This is a genomic window from Sinomonas sp. (assembly GCF_036848755.1).
In the GTDB taxonomy this organism is placed as follows: domain Bacteria; phylum Actinomycetota; class Actinomycetes; order Actinomycetales; family Micrococcaceae; genus Sinomonas.
The window spans coordinates 13208-32832 of the sequence record NZ_DAIUJO010000013.1 but is presented as its reverse complement, the minus strand read 5'-3'; the positions used below and the strand labels follow the sequence as shown (position 1 = coordinate 32832).

The window sequence follows — 19625 nt, the reverse complement described above, 5'->3', positions numbered from 1 at the left end:
GTCGTCAGCGTCTGCAGTCGATGTCCGCGGACAGCGCGTATGGCTGTGCGTCATTCTGCCACCGGTCCCCAGCGTTTCGGCGCAGGGCCTCCGCCGGGCTCTCGCGCAGGGCGCGGCTACCAACGGGCGTTGCGCGGCGTCCGCTGGCACGAGGGGCACCGGTACGACGAGCGGTTCATGAACGGTTCGCGGACCATGATGCTCGTGCGTCCTTCCCCAGCACAGCGGAGGCACGGCTCGCCAGCGCGCCCGTACGCCGAGAGCGAGCGGTCGAAGTAGCCCGAAGCTCCGTTGACATTGACGTACAGCGAGTCGAAGCTGGTCCCGCCGGCGGCGAGGGCGCGGAGCATGACATCCCGGACGGCGTCGACGAGCCGCAGCGTCTCGGCCCTGCGCAGGGTGTCCGTGGGACGTGCATAGTGCAGGCGCGCCGACCACAGCGCCTCGTCGGCGTAGATGTTCCCGATCCCCGAGACGAGGCGCTGATCGAGCAGGGCGCGCTTGACGCCGGTGCGGCGGGCGCGGAATCGCTCGTGGAGCCCGGACGCCGAGAACAGCGGATCGAGCGGGTCCCTTGCGATGTGCGCGGCCTCTGCCGCTATGAGCGGGAGAGGCTGTGATCCGCATCCCCCGGGCCCGCCGTCGTCGGTCGCCACGAGCGGCACGACGGCGAGGCCGCCGAAGATGCGCTGGTCGACGAAGCGAAGCTCGGCAGGCAGGCCAGGGACGTCGGAGAGCGTGAGCCTGACCTTGAGGTGCTTCTCGTCCGGCTGCTCGGGGTCCTCGACGAGGAGTTGGCCGCTCATCCCGAGGTGGGCCATGAGGGCGGTGTGCGGAGGCTCTTCCGCGCTGCCGTCATCACCGTCGGCGATCGGGAGCCACAGGAATTTGCCGCGACGCACCGCGTCGAGGACGACGGCGCCCTCAAGCTGGCCGCGGAAGTCCTCGGGTCCGAGCGTGTGGCGACGGACCGAGCGGGGGTCGAGAACGTCGACCCGTTCGATCCGGCGCCCTGCAACCCACGTCGAGAGGCCGCGGCGCACGACCTCGACTTCGGGGAGTTCGGGCAAGGCTAGACGGTTCCGCCAGCGCTTTCGCGCTCCCCGGGCACGCTGCCGATGATGCCGGACTCATCCGGGCACAGCACCTTCCAGGCGTCGGCAGCCGAATACTGCTCGGCTTCCTTCTTCGAGTTGCCTGTTCCTGTGCCGTACGGCACGCCGCCGATCGAGAGCGTTGCCGTGTACGTCCGGGCGTGGTCCGGGCCGTCGCCGACGACGGCATAGTGGATGGCGCCCAACTGGCGATTCGCAGCGAGCTCCTGGATGTGGGTCTTCCAGTCCGTCCCAGCGCCGAGCACGGCTGCGTCCTCGAGCAGCGGCCCGACGAGCCGGACCACGAGGCGCCGGGCCTCTTCGAGGTCGTTCGAGATGTACGTTGCGCCGATGAGCGCCTCCATCGTGTCAGCGAGGATGGAGGACTTGTTCTTGCCGTTCGTGACCTTTTCGCCGTGCCCGAGGTAGATGCACTCGCCGACGCCGAGGCGCCGCGCAATGGCCGCGAGCGCTCGCGTGCTCACGACGGCGGCACGCCGCTTGGCGAGCTCGCCCTCGGGGAGATCCGGGTACGTCCGATACAGGTAGTCGGTGACCGAGAACCCGAGGATCGAGTCGCCCAGGAACTCGAGACGCTCGTTCGTCGGGATCCCGCCGTTCTCGTACGCGTACGAGCGATGGGTCAGGGCAAGACGAAGCGTCTCGGCGTCGATGTCGACGCCGAGACGCTTCAGAAGCTCATCGTGAGCGGGCATATCGCGCGGCTGTGCTGTCTTCGTACGACAGCTCAGGCGTCGGCGACCTTGCGGCCCTTGTACTCCATGAAGAGCGGGGTGCCAGCGGAGTCGGTGACGACCTTCGCCTGGTGGGGAAGGCTGTAGACCACGCGGCCGTTCTCGACCGTCTTGATCAGGTTCGGCGCGGTCGCCTTCCACTGGGAGCGGCGGGCTCGCGTGTTCGAGCGGGACATCTTCCGCTTGGGAACTGCCACGGCTAACTCATTTCTCTTAGGGCCAACACTTATTCATCGCTGTGCCGGTCGGGCCTGATCAGATCCGCCAGAGCCGACCATCGCGGGTCAACGACCTCGTGATGGTGGCCCGGCTCGTCCGCGAGGCGGATCCCGCACTCGGGGCAGAGCCCCGGGCAGTCCTCCCGGCACACCGGCTGGAACGGCAGCATGGTCACCACTGCGTCCCGCAACACCGGCTCAAGATCGATGGAATCGTGCTCGACTCGACGTTGCTCTTCATCGTCTTCTCCGTCCGAGGGCTCGGCACCCTCGTAGGAGAAAAGCTCTTGCACATCGACGTCGAGGCTGTACTCGATGGGATCCAGGCACCGCCCGCACTCGCCAGTTACGTCGACGCGTGCGGTTCCCGATACCAGGATCCCCTCGTGGACCGCCTCGAGCCTCAGGTAGAGATCCACGGGGGACCCTTCCCTGACGCCGATGAGCGCCGCACCGAGGTCACTCGGTGCGGGCACATGCTCTTCGAGTGTCCGCATCGTGCCCGGGCTGCGCCCGAGGTCCTTGACGTCAACCGTCAAGGGCGAACGATCTTCGCGCTTAATGAGAACTCCTGTAGAACATAGACCGACAAATAATCCTAGCCTGTGCCGTGCGTCAGGCCCAAACTGACGCCGCCGGCGCGCCGCGACCGGCCGAGGTCAGGCCCCCCGACCCGATGACGTCGCGTCGAGGCGCGCCAGCACAGACCGCGGTACGAACTCGGAGACGTCGCCGCCGAGGTCGTGCACCTCCTTGATGAGCGTCGAGGAGAGGTGCACGTAGTGCGATTCGGCAGCGAGGAAGACGGTCTCGACCCCGGTCAGCTGCCGATTCATGATCGCCATGGGCAACTCGTAGTCGAAGTCCGACGAGGAGCGCAGTCCCTTGACGATGGCCGACGCGCCCCGCTCGTGGCAGTAGTCCGCAAGGAGGCCCTCCCCCATCGGTTCGACGAGGATTCCGCTGATCGCACTGAGGGTCCGGCGGACCATCTCGATCCGCTCCTCGAGACGGAACCGGTACTTCTTCGCGTAGTTGGTCGACACGGCAACGATCACCTCGTCGAATTGATTCGCGGCGCGGGCGATGACTTCGAGGTGGCCGTTGTGGATCGGGTCGAAGGAGCCAGGGCAGACGGCGCGTCTCATGCAGCCAACATAACCGAAGCCGGAGGCGCCCTGCTCGCTAGCATGGCTCCATGACTTCTCCTTGGCAGCGCACCGCCGCGGGCGCCAACGTGTTGGGGGCGGACGGGCGCCTCGGGGTGACGATCTTCGAGGAGATGACGGGCCTCGCCGTCCGGACCGGCGCCATCAACCTCGGTCAGGGCTTCCCGGACGAGGACGGCCCCGCCATCATGGCGGAGGCCGCGCGCCAGGCCATCGCCGAAGGCACGAACCAGTATGCGCCGGGGAAAGGCATCCCTGCCCTCCGGGTGGCCGTTGCGGCCCATCAGAAGCGCTTCTACGGCCTCGAACCGGACCCCGAGACGGACGTCGTCATCACGACCGGAGCGACCGAGGCGATCGCGGCGGCTGTGCTCGCGCTCGCCGAACCCGGCGACGACGTCCTGACGTTCGAACCTTTCTACGACTCGTACGGCGCCATGATCGGACTCGCCGGAGCAAACCACGTGACGGTCCCCCTGCACGCTCCGAGGTTCCAGCCGGATCCGGGTGAGCTCGAGGCCGCGTTCGGGCCCCAGACCCGCGTCGTGATCGTCAACAACCCGCACAACCCGACGGGCGCCGTCTTCGGCGCGGAGACCCTCCAGCGGATCGTCGATCTCGCAGCCCGGCACGACGCCGTCATCATCACCGACGAGGTCTACGAGCATCTCGTCTTCGGCCGGCCTCACGTTCCGGTCGCGACGCTTCCGGGTGCCGCCGAGCGGACGCTCAGCATCTCCTCCGCGGGCAAGACCTTCTCCTTCACGGGGTGGAAGGTCGGCTGGGTGACCGGCCCCGAGGAACTCGTCGCCAAGGTTCGCACGGTCAAGCAGTTCCTCACGTACAGCTCTGGCACGCCGTTCCAGGCCGCCGTCGCCCGCGGGCTCCGCCTGCCGGACGAGTTCTTCACGGGCGCGGCCGACGCGCTGCGTCGGAAGCGCGACATCCTCGCCGACGGGCTCCGACGCGCGGGGCTCACCGTGTACCTCCCCGAGGGCACCTACTTCATCACAGCCGACACTGCATCCATCGGCTTCGACGACGCCCTCGACCTCGCGCGGAGGCTTCCCGAGCTCGTCGGCGTCGCGGCGATCCCCGTCTCGGTCTTCTGCCACGAAGAGGGCGCACGGAGAACCCGCTCGCTCCTGCGCTTCGCGTTCTGCAAGCGCGACGACGTCCTCGAGGACGCCGCCGGGCGCCTTGCCGGCCTCAGCGAGCTCGTGTGAGCCCGGAACGCTATCTCGCCGGAATCGGGACCCACGCGACCATCTCCCCCGACGACCTCGTGGACGGCGCGTTCGTGCTCTCAATCGGCGGCGCCGAGCAATCCCACGTAGACCTCGCCCACCCCGAGCGGGTCTTCTACGCTTACCTGCGGCGGATGGCCAACGTCCTCGACCTGCTCGCCCCGCCGGGCGAACCGCTGCGGGTGCTCCATCTCGGTGCCGGGGCGCTCACCCTCGCACGGTACGTGCAGGCGACGCGCCCGGGCTCGGCGCAGGTCGCCGTCGAGCTCGAACGCGAACTCCTGGACTTCGTCCTCGAGAGTCTCCCCCTGCCGGCCGGGACTGCCATCGAAATACGTATCGGCGATGCGCGCTGGGAGCTTGAGGAGCTGGGGTCCCGTGAGCCGTTCGACGCCGTCGTGCTGGACATCTTCTCTGGCCCCGAGGCGCCAGCCCACATCGCGCACCGGGACTTCTACGCCGAGGCCGCAGCTCTTCTCGCGCCGCGCGGTGCGATGCTCGTCAACATCGGCGACGATCCGCCCCTCACCCTCGTCCGGTCACAGCTCGCTGCCATGCGAACCGCCTTCAGCGAGGTCGCTGCGCTGAGCGAACCGGAGGTGTTCGAGGCACGCTATCCGGGGAACGTCGTCGCCGTGGGCCTCAGAGGCACCTGGCCGGCGGGGTGGACTGCGGAGCTCGCTGCAGCCGGCCCGCATCCGACGGCCCTCCGGCGCGGCGCCGAGCTCGACGGCCTCGTCGGATAAGGCTCGCCGATTGAGGAGGATCAGCTCGCGAGCTTCTGCTCCGCGAGCCGCTTGACCCATTCCGGCGTCTCGCGCTTGAGCCGTTCGTCGAGGACGACGCGGAGCCTGGCCGCCGCGATCTGGACCCGTCGGTCCGACGATCCCGGGCGTCGTTCGTGGCTCTCCGCGGAATCGTCGTGCTTCGACGTCTGGCTGTCCTGCTCGGTCATCGCTCCCCCGTGGTGCCTTGCCCGGAGTCCGGGCCCTCATGGGTCGGGCCGTCGTACGGCCCCTCCAGTCCAGTATCCCCCCGATCCTCGTCGGCGCCCAGCTCCTCGTCGAGGCCCTCGGCCTCTGCCTGAGCGATCGGGTCGACCCACACAGCGTCGAGGAGCATGAGCTCCTCGTCGCTCGCGATCAGGTCGCTCTTCGCGAGGCTCGCGAGGACCATCGTGGCCATCGTCTGCATCTGCGGATCGGGGTGGACGGAAGCTTCGAGCGCCCACTCCGTGCGCCGCCAGAACTCCGCGCGCCGGTCGGCGTAGGACCGCTGCCGGATGGTGCGCAGGCCGATGACGGCGGCGACGACGGCCGCTGCGAACGTGCCGACGGGCGCGAAGGCCGAGATGATCTCCCACCACTGGGGTGCGGCCGCCGCGGCCTGCTCGAAGTACCTCATGCGCGGGTGCCCGCGGGCTCGGCGAACCACAGGCGCGTCTCCCCGTATTTCCGGTCCCCGTAGTGCACGAGTCTCTCGGGCCAGGTCGGCTCCGGCGAGCGGGCGGAGCGTTCGACGACGACGAGGGCGTCCGGCGCCAGACGGTCCGCGACGGCCCCGAGGACTGCGGCGAGCTGCTCTTCCCCCAATGGGTAGGGGGGATCCATGAGGACGAGATCCCAATGCGGCCCGGGTGGGATGCGCTCGAGGAACGAGCTCACCTTGGAGCGGCGGACCGTCACGGCACGTCGGCTCACGGCGTCGTTGACGGTCCGGGCGTTCCTCTCGCACACGTGGGCTGCCTTGGCCTCCGACTCGACGAGTTCGACGGTCGAGGCGCCTCGGCTGGCGGCCTCGACGCCGAGCGCGCCTGAGCCCGCGTAGAGGTCGAGCACACGGGTCCGGGCGACCATGCCGAGCGCGTCCAGTCGGGAGAACAGGGCCTCCTTGACGCGGTCCGTCGTCGGCCGCGTCGCGGAGCCGGGCACGGCGGCCAGCGGAACGCCGCCGGCGATCCCCGAGATGATCCTGCTCATAACGGAACTTCCTTACCCACGTTCGAGGAAGACCTCCTTCTCGGGCCCGAGGTAGTCCTCGATCGCGGCCGCGAGCTCGCGGTGCCGCTCGAGGTCCGGATCGTCCGCGACGAGCGCGAGCGCGTCCTCCCGGGCATTCGCGATGACATCTCCGTCCCGGAGGACCCGCAGGAGCCGAAGTGTCGAACGCCGGCCCGACTGGCTTGCGCCGAGGATGTCTCCCTCACGGCGGAACTCGAGGTCCTTCTGCGCGAGCTCGAAGCCGTCGGTGCTTGCCGCCACGGCGGCGAGACGCTCCCGGCTCGGGTGCCCGGGCTCGAGGCGGGTCACGAGAAGACACGTGCCAGCGTGCCCGCCCCTGCCGACCCGACCGCGGAGCTGGTGCAGCTGGGCTATCCCGAAACGGTCGGCGTCGAGGATGACCATGAGGGTGGCGTTCGGCACGTCGACGCCGACCTCGACCACCGTCGTGGCGACCAGGATTCCCGTCTGGCCTGCCGCGAAAGCTCGCATGGCAGACGCCTTCGCCTCCGTGTCCAGCCGACCGTGGAGAACGCCGATCCGGACCCCTTCGAGCGCGGGCTCTCCCGCGAGCTGTTCGGTGACCTCCGCCACCGAGGCCGGCTGGACTTCGGGGCCGATGGCGGCGGAAGACGCGAGCGGCGTCCCTCCCCACGTCGCATCGTCCAGCGCCTCAAGGTCGCCCTCGTCGCCTGCACCGGCACCGATGGTCGGGCACACGACGTAGACCTGCCGCCCGGCGTCGACCTCTTCCCGCGCCCTCTGCCAGATGCGCCGTTCCCACGCCGGGTTCTCGACGAGGCCCACCGTGTGCGTGGCGATGGGCGAGCGGCCTGCGGGAAGCTCGCGAAGGACAGACGTCTCGAGGTCGCCGAACACCGTCATCGCGACGGTGCGGGGAATGGGCGTGGCCGTCATCACGAGCAAGTGCGGTGTGGCGAGGCTCTTCGCTCGCAGCGCGTCCCGCTGCTCGACCCCGAAGCGGTGCTGCTCGTCGACGACGACGAGCCCGAGGTCGGCGAACTGGACGTGTTCCGAGAGCAGCGCGTGGGTTCCGACGACGATCCCTGCCTGGCCGCTCGCCGCAGCGAGGAGACTCCGCTTCTTCTCTCCCGCCGATTGGGACCCGGTCAGGAGCGCGACCTCGACGCCGTCGTCGCCCGATCCGCCGAGCAGCCCGTCGCGCGCGAGGGGACCGAGGGTCGCCCGGATGGACGCGTAGTGCTGGGCAGCGAGGACCTCGGTGGGGGCGAGAAGCGCGGCCTGCCCGCCGTCGTCGACCACTTGCAGCATGGCCCGCAGCGCCACCACGGTCTTGCCCGAACCCACCTCGCCCTGGAGGAGCCGGTTCATCGGGTGGTTCTCGGCGAGCTCACGCGCGAGGACCTCGCCGACCTCCCGCTGGCCCGCCGTGAGCTCGAACGGGAGCTGGCGGTCGAAGGTCTCGAGCAGGCCGCCGCGGCGCGCGGGGCTCGGGCGCGACGGAAGCGCCGCGTGCTGGGCCTTGCGGCGGGCGAGGGCGGTCTGGAGGACGAGCGCCTCCTCATAGCGGAACCGCTTCTGGGCGGTCCTCCACGCGCCGTCGTCCTCGGGCTCGTGGATCATGCGGTAGGCGTCCGACACGCGCGGAAGGCGGTACGTGAGGCGGATGTCCGCCGGAAGGGCCTCGGGGAGGGAATCAAGGTCGAGCTGGCCGAGTACCGTTCCGATCGCCTTCGCGATCGTCCAGCTCGGGATGGAAGCCGTCGCGGGGTAGACCGGGATGGGGCGGCCTGCGAGGCGGGCAGCGGCGTCCGCGTCGAACTCCTCCGGGTCCACCAGCTCGTAGATCGGATTGGTCAGCTGGAGCTTCCCCCGGTACAGCCCGACTTTGCCCGAGAACATCGCGATCACGCCCCGCGTGAGCTGCTTGGCCGCCTGATAGCCGTTGAAGAACGTCAGGGAAAGCGTGCTCGGGCCCTGAGTCTGGCCGGGGCGGTCGCTCACGAGGACCTCCGTGATGCTGCCCTTGCGCGTGGTCATGCGGCGGTTGGACGACGAGACGACCTGGGCGATGAGCGTCACGTCCTCGTCGAGCGGCAGCTCTCGAATGGGTGTGAGTTCCCCGCGAGCGAGGTAGCGGCGCGGGAAGTGGTCGAGCAGATCGCCGGCCGTCTCGATGCCGAGCTGGTCGGCGAACTTCTTTCCGCTACGGGCCCCGATGAGTCGGTTGAGAGGGGTGTCGCGATCAGCGGGCATGGTCGGAATGGAGCTCGGTGAAGGCGACCTTCTCGGGCTCGCCGGTGTGCCGGATCTCGGCGAGGGCGGCCTCGGGGTCGCGCACGTGGACGTGGACCCGCCAGCGAACGCACCCTGAATCCTCGTCGAGCGGGCCGAGCGGGCTCATGATGACTGACTCGCCGATCTCGTCCAGGCGGTGGCGGAGTCCCGCCGCGTCGAGCGGGCTCAGCGTGATGGTGCACATGAGCTCGACGCCCTCGGCAGGAGGCTGTTGGGCATGGATGTGCGGGTCCTGGACGGCGTAACCGTGAAGCCTGTCGAAGATCTGGTCCCCGAGCCCCTCGCCGATCACCGCCGCACGAAGCGCGCCGAGCACCAGGAGCAGCCCGACTGCCCCCGCATCGACCACGCGGGCGTCGTGGAGAGTCCGTAGCTGGGCCTCCGTGTCGACGACGGCGGCCACGGCCGCGTCGACGACGGCGTCGATCGTCCGGACCAGGACCGCATTGCTGTGCGGGGCCTCCCCCGCGTCTGCGGTCTCGGAGGCGTTCGCGGCCGCGTCGGCGGCCGCGGCAAGGACTGAGAGCATCGTTCCCTCGACGGGTTCGCTAAGCGCGGACCACGCGCGGATGCGGCAACGGTGGAGGGACTCCGCAAGGAGCGGACCGCTCAAGCGGGACTGTCCCGCGAGCGGGACCGCGAACGCGTCGAGGAAGACGGCGAACAGCGTTCCTGAGTTGCCCCGGGCTTCCTCCATGGCGGCCTGCCCAGCGGCTCCGATGACGACGCCGAGATCCTGGCTGTCCATGGCCGCGGCCGCCTGCGCCGCCGCGCGGGCCGTCAAATAGAGGTTGGTGCCCGTGTCGCCGTCCGGAACCGGAAAGATGTTGATCGCGTTGAGGCGGTCGCTGTGGTTAGCGAGCACGGTCTCCGCCATGCCGAGCCAGCGGCGCATCGCCGCGGCGTTCGACGCCGTCTTGGCGGAGTTTCTACTTGGCAAAGTGGTCCCATCCCCTCGTCGCCGCCGGCTTTCCCCCGACGGACACTCCAGGCTCTCCACCGTCGGCAGGCATCACCGAGCCTATCGCAGCGAAGCCGTGCGGGAGCTGTGCGTGGGCAGGGAAGGCCGCGAGGAGCCCGTGGTCCTCCCCGCCGCCCAACACCCAATCCAGCGGATCGGCGCCCACCGCCTCCGCCGCGTGCACAAGCAGCTTCGCCCGGAGCGTGAGGACGTCGGGGTCGAGATCGAGGCGCACGCCGCTCGCCGTGGCGAGCCTCAGGCCGTCGCGGAGGAGTCCATCGGACAGGTCCATCAGTGCGCTCGCTCCCGACGACGCGGCGGCGGGCCCCGCATCGAGGGGAGGAACCGGGCGGCACTGGCGGCCCACGAACTCCCGCAGCGCGGGTTCCAGCCCCTCATACGCGGGCCCGTGTTCGAGCAGCGCGAGCCCCGCGGCCGCGGATCCGAGCGAACCGGCGACGGCGAGGGTGTCTCCGACGCGGGCACCGCTCCGCAAGACGGGCTGGCGGCCGTCGAGCGTACCGAGGACGGTCGCGGTGACAGACAGCTCGTCGCCGCGGCCGAGATCGCCGCCTGCGAGGGCGCAGCGGCTCGCCCCCAGGCTCCGGACCGCATCCAGGAGTCCGTCCGCGAGGTCTTCGACCCACCCGACCGGCGTCGTCGTCGGGAGGGTGAGGCTCACGACGATGCCGGTCGCGACCGCACCCATGGCGTTGATGTCACTCAGGTTCTGGGCTGCGGCCTTCCACCCGACGTCGTACCCCGTATGGGCGTAGCCGTTCGGCCATGTGAGCCGGAAGTCGGCATTCTGCGTCTGGGTGTCGGTGCTCACCACGACCCGGCCATCCGGCGCCGCGAGGACCGCGGCGTCGTCCCCGGGGCCGAGCAGGGCCGAGGGGCCGGCGGCGAGGCGGGGCAGGATGCGATCCAGGAGCTCGCCTTCGCTCAGGTCGCCGACGGTCAGAGGCAGCGGGGACGTGCGCACGATCCCAGCCTAGTAGTCTGGAAGAGACGGTCGTCCGTGCCGGACACGCCCCCACCCCACGTTCTGAGGAGAACCATGCCCCGCAGCCGTCGCCGCGCAGCAGTCCTCGTGCGCGCCACGGCGCTCACCTCGGCCCTCGTGCTGGGCGCCTCGCTTTCGGCGTGCAGCGCGGCCGTCTCGGTCGATCCCGCCCCCGACGCCGCGAACCCAGCGTGCGCGCCGGAGATGATCGCGATGCCCGACACGCTCGGCGACGCGGCATTGCGGACGACGACGAGCCAGGCGACCGCGGCGTGGGGCGACCCGTCCGCCGTCATCCTCCGCTGCGGCGTCCCCACGCCGGGGCCGACGACGGACCGCTGCGTCACTGTCAACGGCGTCGACTGGGTGATCAAGGACCTCACGACCGCGACGCCGTCCTCGAGTCCTTCGGCATCCCCTCAGGCCGGATCCACTCCCTCCGCCTCCGCAGGGACGGGGCCCACGCCCTCCGGTGACGCAACCGAGGGTCCGAACGACACGTACCTCCTCACGACCTTCGGGCGCACGCCTGCGACCGAGCTCGTGGTCGACACGTCGAAGATCAGCTCGGCGACCGTCCTTGCCACGATCGCGTCCGCGGTTGCCAAGGTCCCGCAGACCAAGAAGTGCGTGGGAGAGTCCGAGGTCGCCCAGCTTCCCCAGAGCTGACGGCCCCCTCCCCTCAGGAGAGAGGGCCGGCGCCGCTCAGGAGAGGGCCGGCGCCGCTCAGCGGAGCCCGGTGGGCCGCTCGAGAGCCAGCTGGATGAGCTCGTCGATGAGGTCGTGGTAGGACAGGCCGGTCGCTGCCCACATCTGGGGGTACATGCTGATGGGCGTGAACCCGGGCATCGTGTTGATCTCGTTGATCACTAGCTCGCCATCGGGGGTGTAGAAGAAGTCGACCCGGCTGAGTCCCTCGGCCGAGACCGCGTCGAACGCGCGAGCGGCCTGCTTGCGCACCTCGGCAATCACGTCGTTGGGCAGGTCGGCGGGACAGCTGAGCGCCGCCGCGTTGTCCTCGACATACTTGGCCTCGAAGTCGTAGAACGTGTGCGATCCGCCCTGGACGACGATCTCGCCCGGCAGGGAGGTCCGCGGGGCGTCGCTGCCTCGACCTTCCAGCACTCCGCACTCGATCTCCCGACCGGCGATGGAGGCCTCGACGACGATGCGCAAGTCGTGGCGCCGCGCCTCCGAGACGGCCGCGTCGAGGTCTTCTTCGCGCTCGACGCGGCTAATGCCGACGGACGATCCTGCCCGGCACGGCTTGACGAACACGGGGTAGCCGAGGGCGCCGACCGCGTCGCGGACCGCTTGGGGATCGCGCCGCCATTCCCTGTCCGTCACGGCGACGTAGGGCCCGACCTTGAGGCCGGCGGCTTCGAAGGCCACCTTCATGAAATGCTTGTCCATGCCGACCGCCGAGGCGAGCACGCCCGCGCCGACGTACCGGACGTCGGCGAGTTCAAGGAGACCCTGAACGGTGCCGTCTTCGCCGAACGCGCCGTGCAGGAGCGGAAAGACGACGTCGACGTCCCCAAGTTCGCGAGGGACCTCGTTGGGCCGCGAGACGACAAGCCCGGGCCGACCGGGACCGCCCGCGAGCCGCACGGTCTCCGAGCCGGAGCGGACCTCGGGCATCGCCCCTGCGTTGAGCGCCCACTGCTGCCAGTCTCCGTCGGAGAGCACCCATTGGCCGTCCTTCGCGATCCCGATCGGAACGACCTCGTACTTGGCCTGGTCGATCGCGTTCATGACGCCGGCGGCCGTCACACAGCTGACCGCGTGCTCGCTGGAGCGGCCGCCGAACAGGAGCGCGACGCGGATCTTCCGGCCGGGGCTGGGGTTGGGCACGCTATTCGCCTTCCGATTTGAGCTCCCGCGCAAGCAGGAGCGATTCGAGCTGGTCAACGCCGACGCGGCCGGCCAGAACGCCGACGACGGCCTCGGTGATGGGCATCTCCACGCCGACGCGGCGGGCAAGTTCACGAACAGCGGGAGCGGACTTGATGCCCTCGGCGACCTGCGTCATATGGTTGCCGAGCTCCTCGACACTGAAGCCCTGGCCGAGGAGCGTCCCCGCCGTGTGGTTGCGCGAGAGCTTGGACGCGCACGTGGCCACGAGGTCGCCGAGCCCGGCGAGCCCGGCGAGGGTGTGCGGATCCGCGCCGAGCGCGACGGCGAGCCGGGTCGTCTCTGCGAGGCCACGCGTCATCACGGAGGCCTTCGTGTTGTCGCCCATGCCCTTGCCCTCGCAGATGCCGACGCAGAGCGCGATGACGTTCTTGACGATGCCGCCGATCTCCGCGCCCACGACGTCGTTCGACGTGTAGGGGCGGAAATACGGTGCCGTGCACACGCGCGCGATGCGGCGGGCGAGCTCCTCGTCGGCGCAGGCGACGACGGAGGCCGTCGGCTCCCTGCGCGCGATCTCCATGGCGAGGTTCGGGCCCGAGAGCACGGCGATGCGGTCCGGAGCGATCCCCGTGACCTGCGCGATCACCTCGGTCATCCGCAGATCAGTGCCGACCTCGAGCCCCTTCATGAGGGACATCACGACTGCGTCGGCGGGGATGAGGCTCCGCCACTGCTCGAGCTGTGCGCGCAGCGACTGGGCGGGGACCGCGAAGACGACGAGCTGAGCCCCGGCGAGGGCCACCGAGGGGTCCGTGGTGGCCTGGATCCCTTCAGGCAGCTCGATGTCGCCGAGGTAGCGGCCGTTGCGCCGGCGGTTGATGTCCGCGATCGTCTCCGGGTTCCGTCCCCACACCCGGATGCTGCGGGGAGTGCCGTGAGCAGCGGCCGCGTCGGCGAGGACCTTCGCGAAGGTGGTGCCCCAGCTTCCGGCGCCGAACACGGCGACGTCGGTGATGTCGTTGGCGACCTCATGCGCCTGCGACGCTCCCCCCGGGGCGAGCCCAGCGCTCACGCTGGGATCCCGCCGTCGTTCGTTGCGGCGCCGTCGGCGCCTGCCGGATCCGTCGCAGGATGGGCGCCGCGATCGACGTCGCGGCCGTGCAGGCTCTGCTGATGCGCCGACGGGTCCCAGCGCTCCACGGGTGGCTCCTCGCCGCGAAGCTCTGCCAGAAGCCCGGTGATCGCCGCCATGATCTTGTCGGTGGCAGCAACGAGAGTGGACTTGTCGAGCGGGCGGCCCTCGAACTCGCTCAGGTCGACGGGCTCGCCGACGATCACCCGCACGCGCTTCCTGGGCCAGACGTAGAAGCGCTTGGCGTAGCGCGGAAAGACCTCCTGAGCGCCCCAATGGGCGATCGGGACGACGGGCGCTCCCGTCTTGAGGGCGAGACGCGCTGCGCCCGTGTGGCCCTTCATGGGCCAGAGGGCCGGGTCACGGGTGAGCGTGCCCTCGGGATAGATGAGGATCGCACCGCCTTCGTCGAGCACCTCACGCGCAACCTCGAGGGACTTGCCCGCTCCGGTGCCGCTGCGGTCCACGGGGATCTGCTTCGTGCCCTGCATGACCTGCTTGAGCACGGGGGGCTTGAAGAGCCCGGCCTTGGCGAGGAAGTGCGGCGGCCGCCCTTGGTTGTAGAGCATGTGTCCCACGACGAGCGGATCGATCTCTGTGCAGTGGTTGGGGCACGCGATGAAGCCGCCCTCGGGAAGGCGCTCCGTCCGGAGCCAGGTCTTGCCCATGAGCGCATTCATGATCGGACGGACCACGGCTCCGGCGAAAGCGAAGGCGACCCGCTCCCCCATGCTCTCCGACGCGGCTCTCCGGCTCACGCGGCGCCCTCCAGGAGGTCGAAGTCCGCGCCGAGCGATTCGAGCTTGTCGGTGAAGTGCTCGTAGCCGCGCTTGATGACGTCGACTCCGGTCGCGCGCGATGTCCCCTGGGCGGCGAAGGCGGCGATGAGGTGGCTGAATCCTCCGCGCAGGTCGGGAACGTCGAAGTCGGCCCCGTGGAGGCTCGTGGGCCCTGAGATGACTGCCGAGTGCAGGAAGTTCCGCTGGCCGAAGCGGCACGGGACGCTCCCGAGGCATTCGCGGTGCACCTGGATGGCCGCGCCCATGCGGCGCAGGGCCTCAGTGAAGCCGAAGCGGTTCTCATACACGGTCTCATGGACGATCGAGACGCCCTCGGCCTGGGTGAGCGCCACGACGAGGGGCTGCTGCCAGTCCGTCATGAAGCCGGGGTGGACATCGGTCTCCACAACCAGAGGGGAGAGCTTTCCCCCTCGGTGGTAGAAGCGGATCCCGTCGTCCCTGATCTCGAGGCCGCCGCCGACCTTCCGGAACGTGTTGAGGAAGGTCATCATGTCCCGCTGGAGCGCACCTTCGACGAAGATGTCGCCCTTCGTGACGAGCGCCGCCGAGGCCCAGGACGCCGCCTCGTTGCGGTCCGGAAGCGCGGTGTGGGTGAAACCCCCGAGGGACCGGACGCCCTCGATCCGGATGGTCCGGTCCGATTGAATCGAGATGAGGGCACCCATCTTCTGGAGCACGGCGATGAGATCGACGATTTCGGGCTCCGTCGCCGCGCCCGTCAGCTCGGTGATGCCCTCGGCCTTCGTCGCGCTGAGCAGAACCTGCTCGGTGGCCCCGACGCTCGGGTACGGGAGGGAGATCTTGGCGCCCTTGAGGCCCTTCGGCGCGGAGATGCTGATCCCGCCCGGGCGCTTGTCGACGACCGCCCCGAACTGCCGGAGGACGCCCAAGTGGTAGTCGATCGGACGGTCACCGATGCGGCACCCGCCGAGGTCCGGGATGAAGGCCTCGCCGATCGCGTGGATGAGCGGCCCGCAGAAGAGGATCGGGATCCTCGAATCGCCCGCGTGGGCGTCGATATCGGCGACGTGCGCAGTCCGGGCGTTCGAGGGATCGAGTGTGAGGTCCCCGGCGGCGTCCTGGGCGATCTCGACTCCGTGGAGCCGCAGAAGGTTGCGCACCACCTCGACGTCCTTGATGTCCGGAACGTTCCGGAGCACGGACGGCTCGTCACCGAGCAGCGACGCGACCATGGCCTTCGGCACGAGGTTCTTCGCTCCCCGGACGGTGACCCGCCCCGAGAGCGGCACGCCGCCGCGGATGGTCAGGACACTGCTCATAGATGTTGCTTCCTCACTGCTCGCCTGGCCCCACGGCTCGGCCGCGGACCCTGCTAAGCATAGAAGCTCGCCGCTCGGCCTGCGAAACACCGCCCCGCGTGCCGCCCGGGCCGGGCGGCACGCCATGGCTCAGCTTCGGGCCGGGAGGGTGGTGGGCTTGAAGGGCTCCCGCTTGGCCTCGTAGGCCGCGATCTCGTCCTCGTGCTGGAGGGTCAGCCCGATGTCGTCGAGGCCCTCGAGGAGCCGCCACCGCGTGTAGTCGTCGATCTCGAACGGCGCCACCAGATTTCCGCACGTCACAGTCTTGGACTCGAGGTCCACGGTGACCTGAGCGCCCGGGTGGTTCTCGAGCTCCTTCCAGATCAGCTCGATGTCGTCCTGCGCGACCACGGCGGCCAGCAGCCCCTGCTTCCCGGAGTTGCCACGAAAGATGTCGGCGAAGCGCGAGGAGAGCACCGCGCGGAAGCCGTAGTCCTTGAGGGCCCAGACGGCGTGCTCGCGGGAGGAGCCGGTACCGAAGTCAGGGCCAGCGACGAGCACCGAGCCCTGATTGAAGGGCTCCTGGTTGAGGATGAACGACTCGTCCTTGCGCCAGCTCGAGAAGAGCGCGTCCTCGAACCCTGTGCGCGTGATCCGCTTGAGGAACACGGCGGGGATGATCTGGTCGGTGTCGACGTTGCTCTGGCGCAGCGGGACACCGATCCCGGTGTGGGAGGTGAACTTCTCCATGGCGGCTTCCTGTCTCGAAAAGGTCATCGGCCCGACGGCGGGACCGTGGGGCTCAGGCGGAGAGGCCGCTCGTCGCGGCAGCAGCGGGCAGCGCGTCGAGGTCCGACGGCGAAGAGAGGGTCCCGCGGATCGCCGTCGCCGCGGCGACAACGGGCGAGACGAGGTGCGTGCGCCCGCCCTTGCCCTGCCGTCCTTCGAAGTTGCGGTTGGACGTCGAAGCACACCGCTCGCCGGGGGCGAGCTGGTCCGGGTTCATTCCCAAGCACATCGAGCAGCCGGCGAAGCGCCACTCTGCGCCGAAGTCCTTGAAGACCTGGTCCAGGCCCTCGGCCTCGGCCTCGAGCCGGACGCGTGCCGAACCGGGGACGACCAGCATGCGCACGTTCGGGTCCTTCCGGCGCCCACGGATGACCTCGGCCGCCGCCCGCAGATCCTCGAGCCGGGAGTTGGTGCATGAGCCGAGGAAGACCGTGTCGACCCGGATGTCCTTCATGGGCGTGCCGGGAGCGAGGTCCATGTACGCCAGCGCACGACGGGCGGCAGCCTTGGCATTCTCGTCCGCAAACGAGTCGGGGTCCGGGACGGACTGCGAGAGCGAGACGCCTTGGCCGGGGTTCGTTCCCCACGTGACGAACGGCTCGAGCTCGTTGGCGTCGAGGAAGACCTCGGCGTCGAAGACGGCGTCCTCGTCCGTGTGGAGGGTGTTCCAGTACTCGACGGCGGCGTCCCACTCTTCGCCCTGCGGGGCGTGGGGGCGCCCCTTCATGAAGGCGTAGGTCGTCTCGTCCGGAGCGACCATGCCGGCCCTTGCACCGGCCTCGATCGACATGTTGCAGATCGTCATGCGCGCTTCCATCGACAGGGCGCGGATCGCGGAGCCACGGTATTCGAGGACGTAGCCCTGCCCACCGCCCGTCCCGATCTTGGCGATGACGGCGAGGATGATGTCCTTCGAGCTCACGCCGGGCTTGAGCTTGCCCTCGACCGTGACGGCCATGGTCTTGAACGGCTTGAGCGGGAGCGTCTGCGTGGCCATGACGTGCTCGACCTCGGAGGTGCCGATGCCCATGGCCAGAGCACCGAAGGCGCCGTGCGTGGACGTGTGCGAGTCCCCGCACACGATCGTCAGGCCGGGCTGCGTGAGGCCGAGCTGCGGACCGACGACGTGCACGATCCCCTGCTCCTTGTCCCCGAGGGGATGCAGCCGGACGCCGAACTCCCGGCAATTGGCCCGCAGGGTCTCGATCTGGGTCCGGCTCGTAGGGTCGGCGATCGGCTTGTCGATGTCGAGCGTCGGAGTGTTGTGGTCCTCGGTCGCGATCGTCAGGTCAGGTCGGCGGAGCTGCCGGCCGGCGAGGCGGAGCCCCTCGAACGCCTGCGGGGAGGTAACCTCGTGGACGAGGTGCAGGTCGATGTAGAGAAGGTCGGGCTGGCCAGCTTCGCCCTTGCGCACGACGTGCGCGTCCCAGACCTTCTCGGCCAGAGTGCGTCCCATGGCCAGCTCCCTTCGGTTCTCTTCCGCGCCGTCGGCGCCTGTCTACCAGTCCAGCAGGACACCCGCGATCGGGCTAGTCCGCCGACTTGCATCTCAGATGTTGAGACAGCAATATCAAGCTATGGACAATTCTAGTGGCGTGGGCGTGATCGACAAGGCCGCCATGGTGCTCGACGCACTCGAGGCAGGACCGACGACTTTGGCGCAGCTTGTCTCCGCGACTGGCCTTGCCCGGCCGACGGTTCACCGGCTCGCCCTCGCCCTCGTCCACCATCGCCTCGTGGCCCGCGACATCCAGGGTCGCTTCGTGCTGGGGTCCAGGCTCGTCGAGCTCGCCTCGGCGGCCGGCGAAGACCGGCTCATCGCCGCGGCCGGCCCGATCCTCGTCCAGCTCCGCGACGCGACCGGAGAGAGCGCCCAGATCTTCCGGAGGCAGGGCGACTGGCGGGTGTGCGTGGCGTCGGCAGAGCGACCGGTCGGCCTTCGCGACACCATTCCGGTCGGCACGCAGCTCACGATGAAGGCCGGGTCGGCCGCCCAGGTCCTCGTCGCGTGGGAAGACCACGACCGCCTCCTGGAAGGCCTCAACAACGCGCGGTTCACTCCGACCGTCCTGGCAGGCGTACGACGTCGGGGCTGGGCCCAGTCGCTCGGTGAACGCGAGCCGGGAGTTGCCTCGGTGTCGGCGCCGGTCAGGGGGCCTTCCGGGCGAGTCATCGCTGCCGTGTCCATCTCCGGGCCCATCGAGCGCTTGACGCGCCAGCCCGGGCGTCAGCATGCTGAGGTCGTCTGCAGCGCCGCGCGGCTCCTTACGGAAGCACTGCGCAAAGGCAACGACTGAGCTTCCGCCCCGAACGACCGAATCCTCCGAAGGAGGCCCCATGACCGCTTACGCCGTCTTCCTGAGGGGCGTCAACGTGGGCGGGATCAACCTCAAGATGGCAGACGTCAAGGAGACGCTCGCCGCCCTCCCGGTCACCGATGTCTCGACCCTGCTGGCCAGCGGCAACGCCGTCCTCCGTTCGGACCTCTCCGCAGAAGCTCTCAAGCGAGCCGTCCAGGACGCGCTCCGCGCACGGTTCGGGTACGACGCGTGGGTCATCGTCATCACGGCCGACGACGTCGACGCCATGGTGAGCGCCTGCCCCTATCCTCCGGACGACGCGTCGACCCATACCTACGTGACCCTCTCGACGGACTCGGCCGTGCTCGAGGAGCTGTGGGTCCTCGCCGAAGGCGCGGGGACCGAGCACGCGCGCCTCTCCCCTACCGCCACGGCATGGCTCGCCCCAGTCGGCGGAACGCTCGACAGCACGATGTCGAAGGCAACGGCGAAGGCCAAGTTCAAGGCCACCACCACGACGCGGAACCTTCGCACCATGCTCAAGGTCCAGGCCGCAGTGCAGAAGCTCGCCGAACAGGGCCAGCATGGGGCCGGAAAGCAGAACGCCCCCGGCCTTTCGGACCGAGGGCGTTCGTCGCAGTGACCCCAGCGGGATTCGAACCCGCGTTACCGCCGTGAGAGGGCGGCGTACTAGGCCGCTATACGATGGGGCCTGGCACTGCACCTCCACGCGGGAGCCTCGCGGCAACCCTGTGAAG

General features: G+C 69.5%; 22 protein-coding genes and 1 tRNA gene. 5 read left to right on the top strand and 18 right to left on the bottom strand.

Annotated features, from left to right (window positions below; translation table 11 throughout):
- Positions 1-116: 116 nt before the first annotated feature.
- The 5 genes from mutM to coaD all read right to left on the bottom strand — a co-directional run bounded on the left by mutM (position 117) and on the right by coaD (position 3215).
- Entirely contained in the window at positions 117-1070 is a 954-nt protein-coding gene (gene mutM / locus V7053_RS03530) for a bifunctional DNA-formamidopyrimidine glycosylase/DNA-(apurinic or apyrimidinic site) lyase (RefSeq protein WP_334170885.1), read from the bottom strand.
- A 2-nt stretch (positions 1071-1072) separates the two neighbouring features.
- Complete coding sequence (rnc, locus tag V7053_RS03525; protein ID WP_334170884.1) at positions 1073-1810, bottom strand: ribonuclease III; 738 nt, start codon at positions 1808-1810, stop codon at positions 1073-1075.
- A gap of 32 nt (positions 1811-1842) precedes the next feature.
- On the bottom strand, positions 1843-2046 hold the full coding sequence (gene rpmF, locus V7053_RS03520) for a 50S ribosomal protein L32 (protein WP_241053399.1): 204 nt from the start codon (positions 2044-2046) through the stop codon (positions 1843-1845).
- A 29-nt stretch (positions 2047-2075) separates the two neighbouring features.
- Positions 2076-2606, bottom strand: a complete 531-nt coding sequence (locus tag V7053_RS03515) for a YceD family protein (protein WP_334170883.1) — start codon at positions 2604-2606, stop codon at positions 2076-2078.
- 120 nt (positions 2607-2726) lie between these two features.
- Positions 2727-3215, bottom strand: a complete 489-nt coding sequence (coaD, locus tag V7053_RS03510; RefSeq protein WP_334170882.1) for a pantetheine-phosphate adenylyltransferase — start codon at positions 3213-3215, stop codon at positions 2727-2729.
- A 50-nt stretch (positions 3216-3265) separates the two neighbouring features.
- Between coaD and V7053_RS03505 the strand changes: the two genes are divergently transcribed.
- Both V7053_RS03505 and V7053_RS03500 read left to right on the top strand, forming a co-directional pair.
- Positions 3266-4462, top strand: coding sequence for an aminotransferase class I/II-fold pyridoxal phosphate-dependent enzyme (locus V7053_RS03505; protein WP_334170881.1), 1197 nt, complete (start codon positions 3266-3268; stop codon positions 4460-4462).
- A complete protein-coding gene (locus V7053_RS03500; RefSeq protein ID WP_334170880.1) occupies positions 4459-5229 on the top strand; it encodes a spermidine synthase in 771 nt (256 codons plus the stop codon). The genes V7053_RS03505 and V7053_RS03500 overlap by 4 nt, the downstream gene beginning before the upstream one ends.
- A gap of 20 nt (positions 5230-5249) precedes the next feature.
- Here the strand turns inward: V7053_RS03500 and V7053_RS03495 are convergent, their stop codons facing one another.
- Genes V7053_RS03495 through V7053_RS03470 form a run of 6 tightly spaced genes read right to left on the bottom strand, consistent with a single transcriptional unit; the run spans position 5250 to position 10709 of the window.
- Entirely contained in the window at positions 5250-5438 is a 189-nt protein-coding gene (locus V7053_RS03495) for a hypothetical protein (RefSeq protein ID WP_334170879.1), read from the bottom strand.
- Positions 5435-5887, bottom strand: coding sequence for a hypothetical protein (locus tag V7053_RS03490; RefSeq protein WP_334170878.1), 453 nt, complete (start codon positions 5885-5887; stop codon positions 5435-5437). The genes V7053_RS03495 and V7053_RS03490 overlap by 4 nt, the downstream gene beginning before the upstream one ends.
- Positions 5884-6462, bottom strand: a complete 579-nt coding sequence (rsmD, locus tag V7053_RS03485) for a 16S rRNA (guanine(966)-N(2))-methyltransferase RsmD (RefSeq protein ID WP_334170877.1) — start codon at positions 6460-6462, stop codon at positions 5884-5886. Before rsmD ends, V7053_RS03490 begins: the two co-directional genes overlap by 4 nt.
- A gap of 12 nt (positions 6463-6474) precedes the next feature.
- Positions 6475-8721 (bottom strand): ATP-dependent DNA helicase RecG, encoded by a 2247-nt coding sequence (locus V7053_RS03480; protein WP_334170876.1) that lies wholly within the window; start codon positions 8719-8721, stop codon positions 6475-6477.
- A complete protein-coding gene (locus V7053_RS03475) occupies positions 8711-9658 on the bottom strand; it encodes a DAK2 domain-containing protein (RefSeq protein WP_334170896.1) in 948 nt (315 codons plus the stop codon). Before V7053_RS03475 ends, V7053_RS03480 begins: the two co-directional genes overlap by 11 nt.
- Positions 9659-9692: 34 nt before the next feature.
- Positions 9693-10709, bottom strand: a complete 1017-nt coding sequence (locus V7053_RS03470) for a thiamine-phosphate kinase (RefSeq protein WP_334170875.1) — start codon at positions 10707-10709, stop codon at positions 9693-9695.
- Positions 10710-10784: 75 nt separating this feature from the next.
- Between V7053_RS03470 and V7053_RS03465 the strand changes: the two genes are divergently transcribed.
- Positions 10785-11399, top strand: a complete 615-nt coding sequence (locus V7053_RS03465; protein ID WP_334170874.1) for a DUF3515 family protein — start codon at positions 10785-10787, stop codon at positions 11397-11399.
- A gap of 57 nt (positions 11400-11456) precedes the next feature.
- Here the strand turns inward: V7053_RS03465 and V7053_RS03460 are convergent, their stop codons facing one another.
- From V7053_RS03460 to leuC, 6 genes are all read right to left on the bottom strand, one after another.
- Positions 11457-12584, bottom strand: coding sequence for a D-alanine--D-alanine ligase family protein (locus V7053_RS03460; protein WP_334170873.1), 1128 nt, complete (start codon positions 12582-12584; stop codon positions 11457-11459).
- A 1-nt stretch (position 12585) separates the two neighbouring features.
- Complete coding sequence (locus V7053_RS03455) at positions 12586-13602, bottom strand: NAD(P)H-dependent glycerol-3-phosphate dehydrogenase (RefSeq protein WP_334170895.1); 1017 nt, start codon at positions 13600-13602, stop codon at positions 12586-12588.
- Between the two features lie 53 nt (positions 13603-13655).
- Positions 13656-14450, bottom strand: a complete 795-nt coding sequence (locus tag V7053_RS03450; RefSeq protein WP_334170894.1) for a lysophospholipid acyltransferase family protein — start codon at positions 14448-14450, stop codon at positions 13656-13658.
- A gap of 23 nt (positions 14451-14473) precedes the next feature.
- Positions 14474-15799, bottom strand: coding sequence for a UDP-N-acetylglucosamine 1-carboxyvinyltransferase (gene murA / locus V7053_RS03445; protein WP_334170872.1), 1326 nt, complete (start codon positions 15797-15799; stop codon positions 14474-14476).
- Between the two features lie 129 nt (positions 15800-15928).
- Positions 15929-16528 carry a 3-isopropylmalate dehydratase small subunit gene (leuD, locus tag V7053_RS03440; RefSeq protein ID WP_334170871.1) on the bottom strand — a complete coding sequence of 200 codons (600 nt, stop codon included), beginning with the start codon at positions 16526-16528 and terminating at the stop codon, positions 15929-15931.
- A 52-nt stretch (positions 16529-16580) separates the two neighbouring features.
- Positions 16581-18023, bottom strand: coding sequence for a 3-isopropylmalate dehydratase large subunit (leuC, locus tag V7053_RS03435; RefSeq protein WP_334170870.1), 1443 nt, complete (start codon positions 18021-18023; stop codon positions 16581-16583).
- Between the two features lie 121 nt (positions 18024-18144).
- Here leuC and V7053_RS03430 point away from each other — a divergent pair, with 121 nt between their 5' ends.
- Together V7053_RS03430 and V7053_RS03425 are read left to right on the top strand one after the other, a co-directional pair.
- On the top strand, positions 18145-18864 hold the full coding sequence (locus tag V7053_RS03430; RefSeq protein ID WP_334170869.1) for an IclR family transcriptional regulator: 720 nt from the start codon (positions 18145-18147) through the stop codon (positions 18862-18864).
- 40 nt (positions 18865-18904) lie between these two features.
- The gene (locus V7053_RS03425; RefSeq protein ID WP_334170868.1) at positions 18905-19510 is read left to right on the top strand and encodes a DUF1697 domain-containing protein; all 606 of its coding nucleotides are present in this window, start codon (positions 18905-18907) and stop codon (positions 19508-19510) included.
- Here the strand turns inward: V7053_RS03425 and V7053_RS03420 are convergent.
- A tRNA-Glu gene (locus V7053_RS03420) sits at positions 19508-19580 on the bottom strand. The genes V7053_RS03425 and V7053_RS03420 overlap by 3 nt on opposite strands.
- Positions 19581-19625 lie beyond the last annotated feature (45 nt).

What these genes read in the sequence shown, in the direction of transcription:
- V7053_RS03430 (WP_334170869.1), top strand. Translation starts at nt 18,145, where the DNA reads ATGGACAATTCTAGTGGCGTGGGCGTGATCGACAAGGCCGCCATGGTG.
- coaD (WP_334170882.1), bottom strand. Translation starts at nt 3,215, where the DNA reads ATGAGACGCGCCGTCTGCCCTGGCTCCTTCGACCCGATCCACAACGGC.
- murA (WP_334170872.1), bottom strand. Translation starts at nt 15,799, where the DNA reads ATGAGCAGTGTCCTGACCATCCGCGGCGGCGTGCCGCTCTCGGGGCGG.
- V7053_RS03505 (WP_334170881.1), top strand. Translation starts at nt 3,266, where the DNA reads ATGACTTCTCCTTGGCAGCGCACCGCCGCGGGCGCCAACGTGTTGGGG.
- leuD (WP_334170871.1), bottom strand. Translation starts at nt 16,528, where the DNA reads ATGGAGAAGTTCACCTCCCACACCGGGATCGGTGTCCCGCTGCGCCAG.
- V7053_RS03480 (WP_334170876.1), bottom strand. Translation starts at nt 8,721, where the DNA reads ATGCCCGCTGATCGCGACACCCCTCTCAACCGACTCATCGGGGCCCGT.
- V7053_RS03475 (WP_334170896.1), bottom strand. Translation starts at nt 9,658, where the DNA reads ATGCGCCGCTGGCTCGGCATGGCGGAGACCGTGCTCGCTAACCACAGC.
- rnc (WP_334170884.1), bottom strand. Translation starts at nt 1,810, where the DNA reads ATGCCCGCTCACGATGAGCTTCTGAAGCGTCTCGGCGTCGACATCGAC.
- leuC (WP_334170870.1), bottom strand. Translation starts at nt 18,023, where the DNA reads ATGGGACGCACTCTGGCCGAGAAGGTCTGGGACGCGCACGTCGTGCGC.
- V7053_RS03490 (WP_334170878.1), bottom strand. Translation starts at nt 5,887, where the DNA reads ATGAGGTACTTCGAGCAGGCCGCGGCGGCCGCACCCCAGTGGTGGGAG.
- V7053_RS03465 (WP_334170874.1), top strand. Translation starts at nt 10,785, where the DNA reads ATGCCCCGCAGCCGTCGCCGCGCAGCAGTCCTCGTGCGCGCCACGGCG.
- rsmD (WP_334170877.1), bottom strand. Translation starts at nt 6,462, where the DNA reads ATGAGCAGGATCATCTCGGGGATCGCCGGCGGCGTTCCGCTGGCCGCC.
- V7053_RS03450 (WP_334170894.1), bottom strand. Translation starts at nt 14,450, where the DNA reads ATGGGGGAGCGGGTCGCCTTCGCTTTCGCCGGAGCCGTGGTCCGTCCG.
- V7053_RS03425 (WP_334170868.1), top strand. Translation starts at nt 18,905, where the DNA reads ATGACCGCTTACGCCGTCTTCCTGAGGGGCGTCAACGTGGGCGGGATC.
- V7053_RS03495 (WP_334170879.1), bottom strand. Translation starts at nt 5,438, where the DNA reads ATGACCGAGCAGGACAGCCAGACGTCGAAGCACGACGATTCCGCGGAG.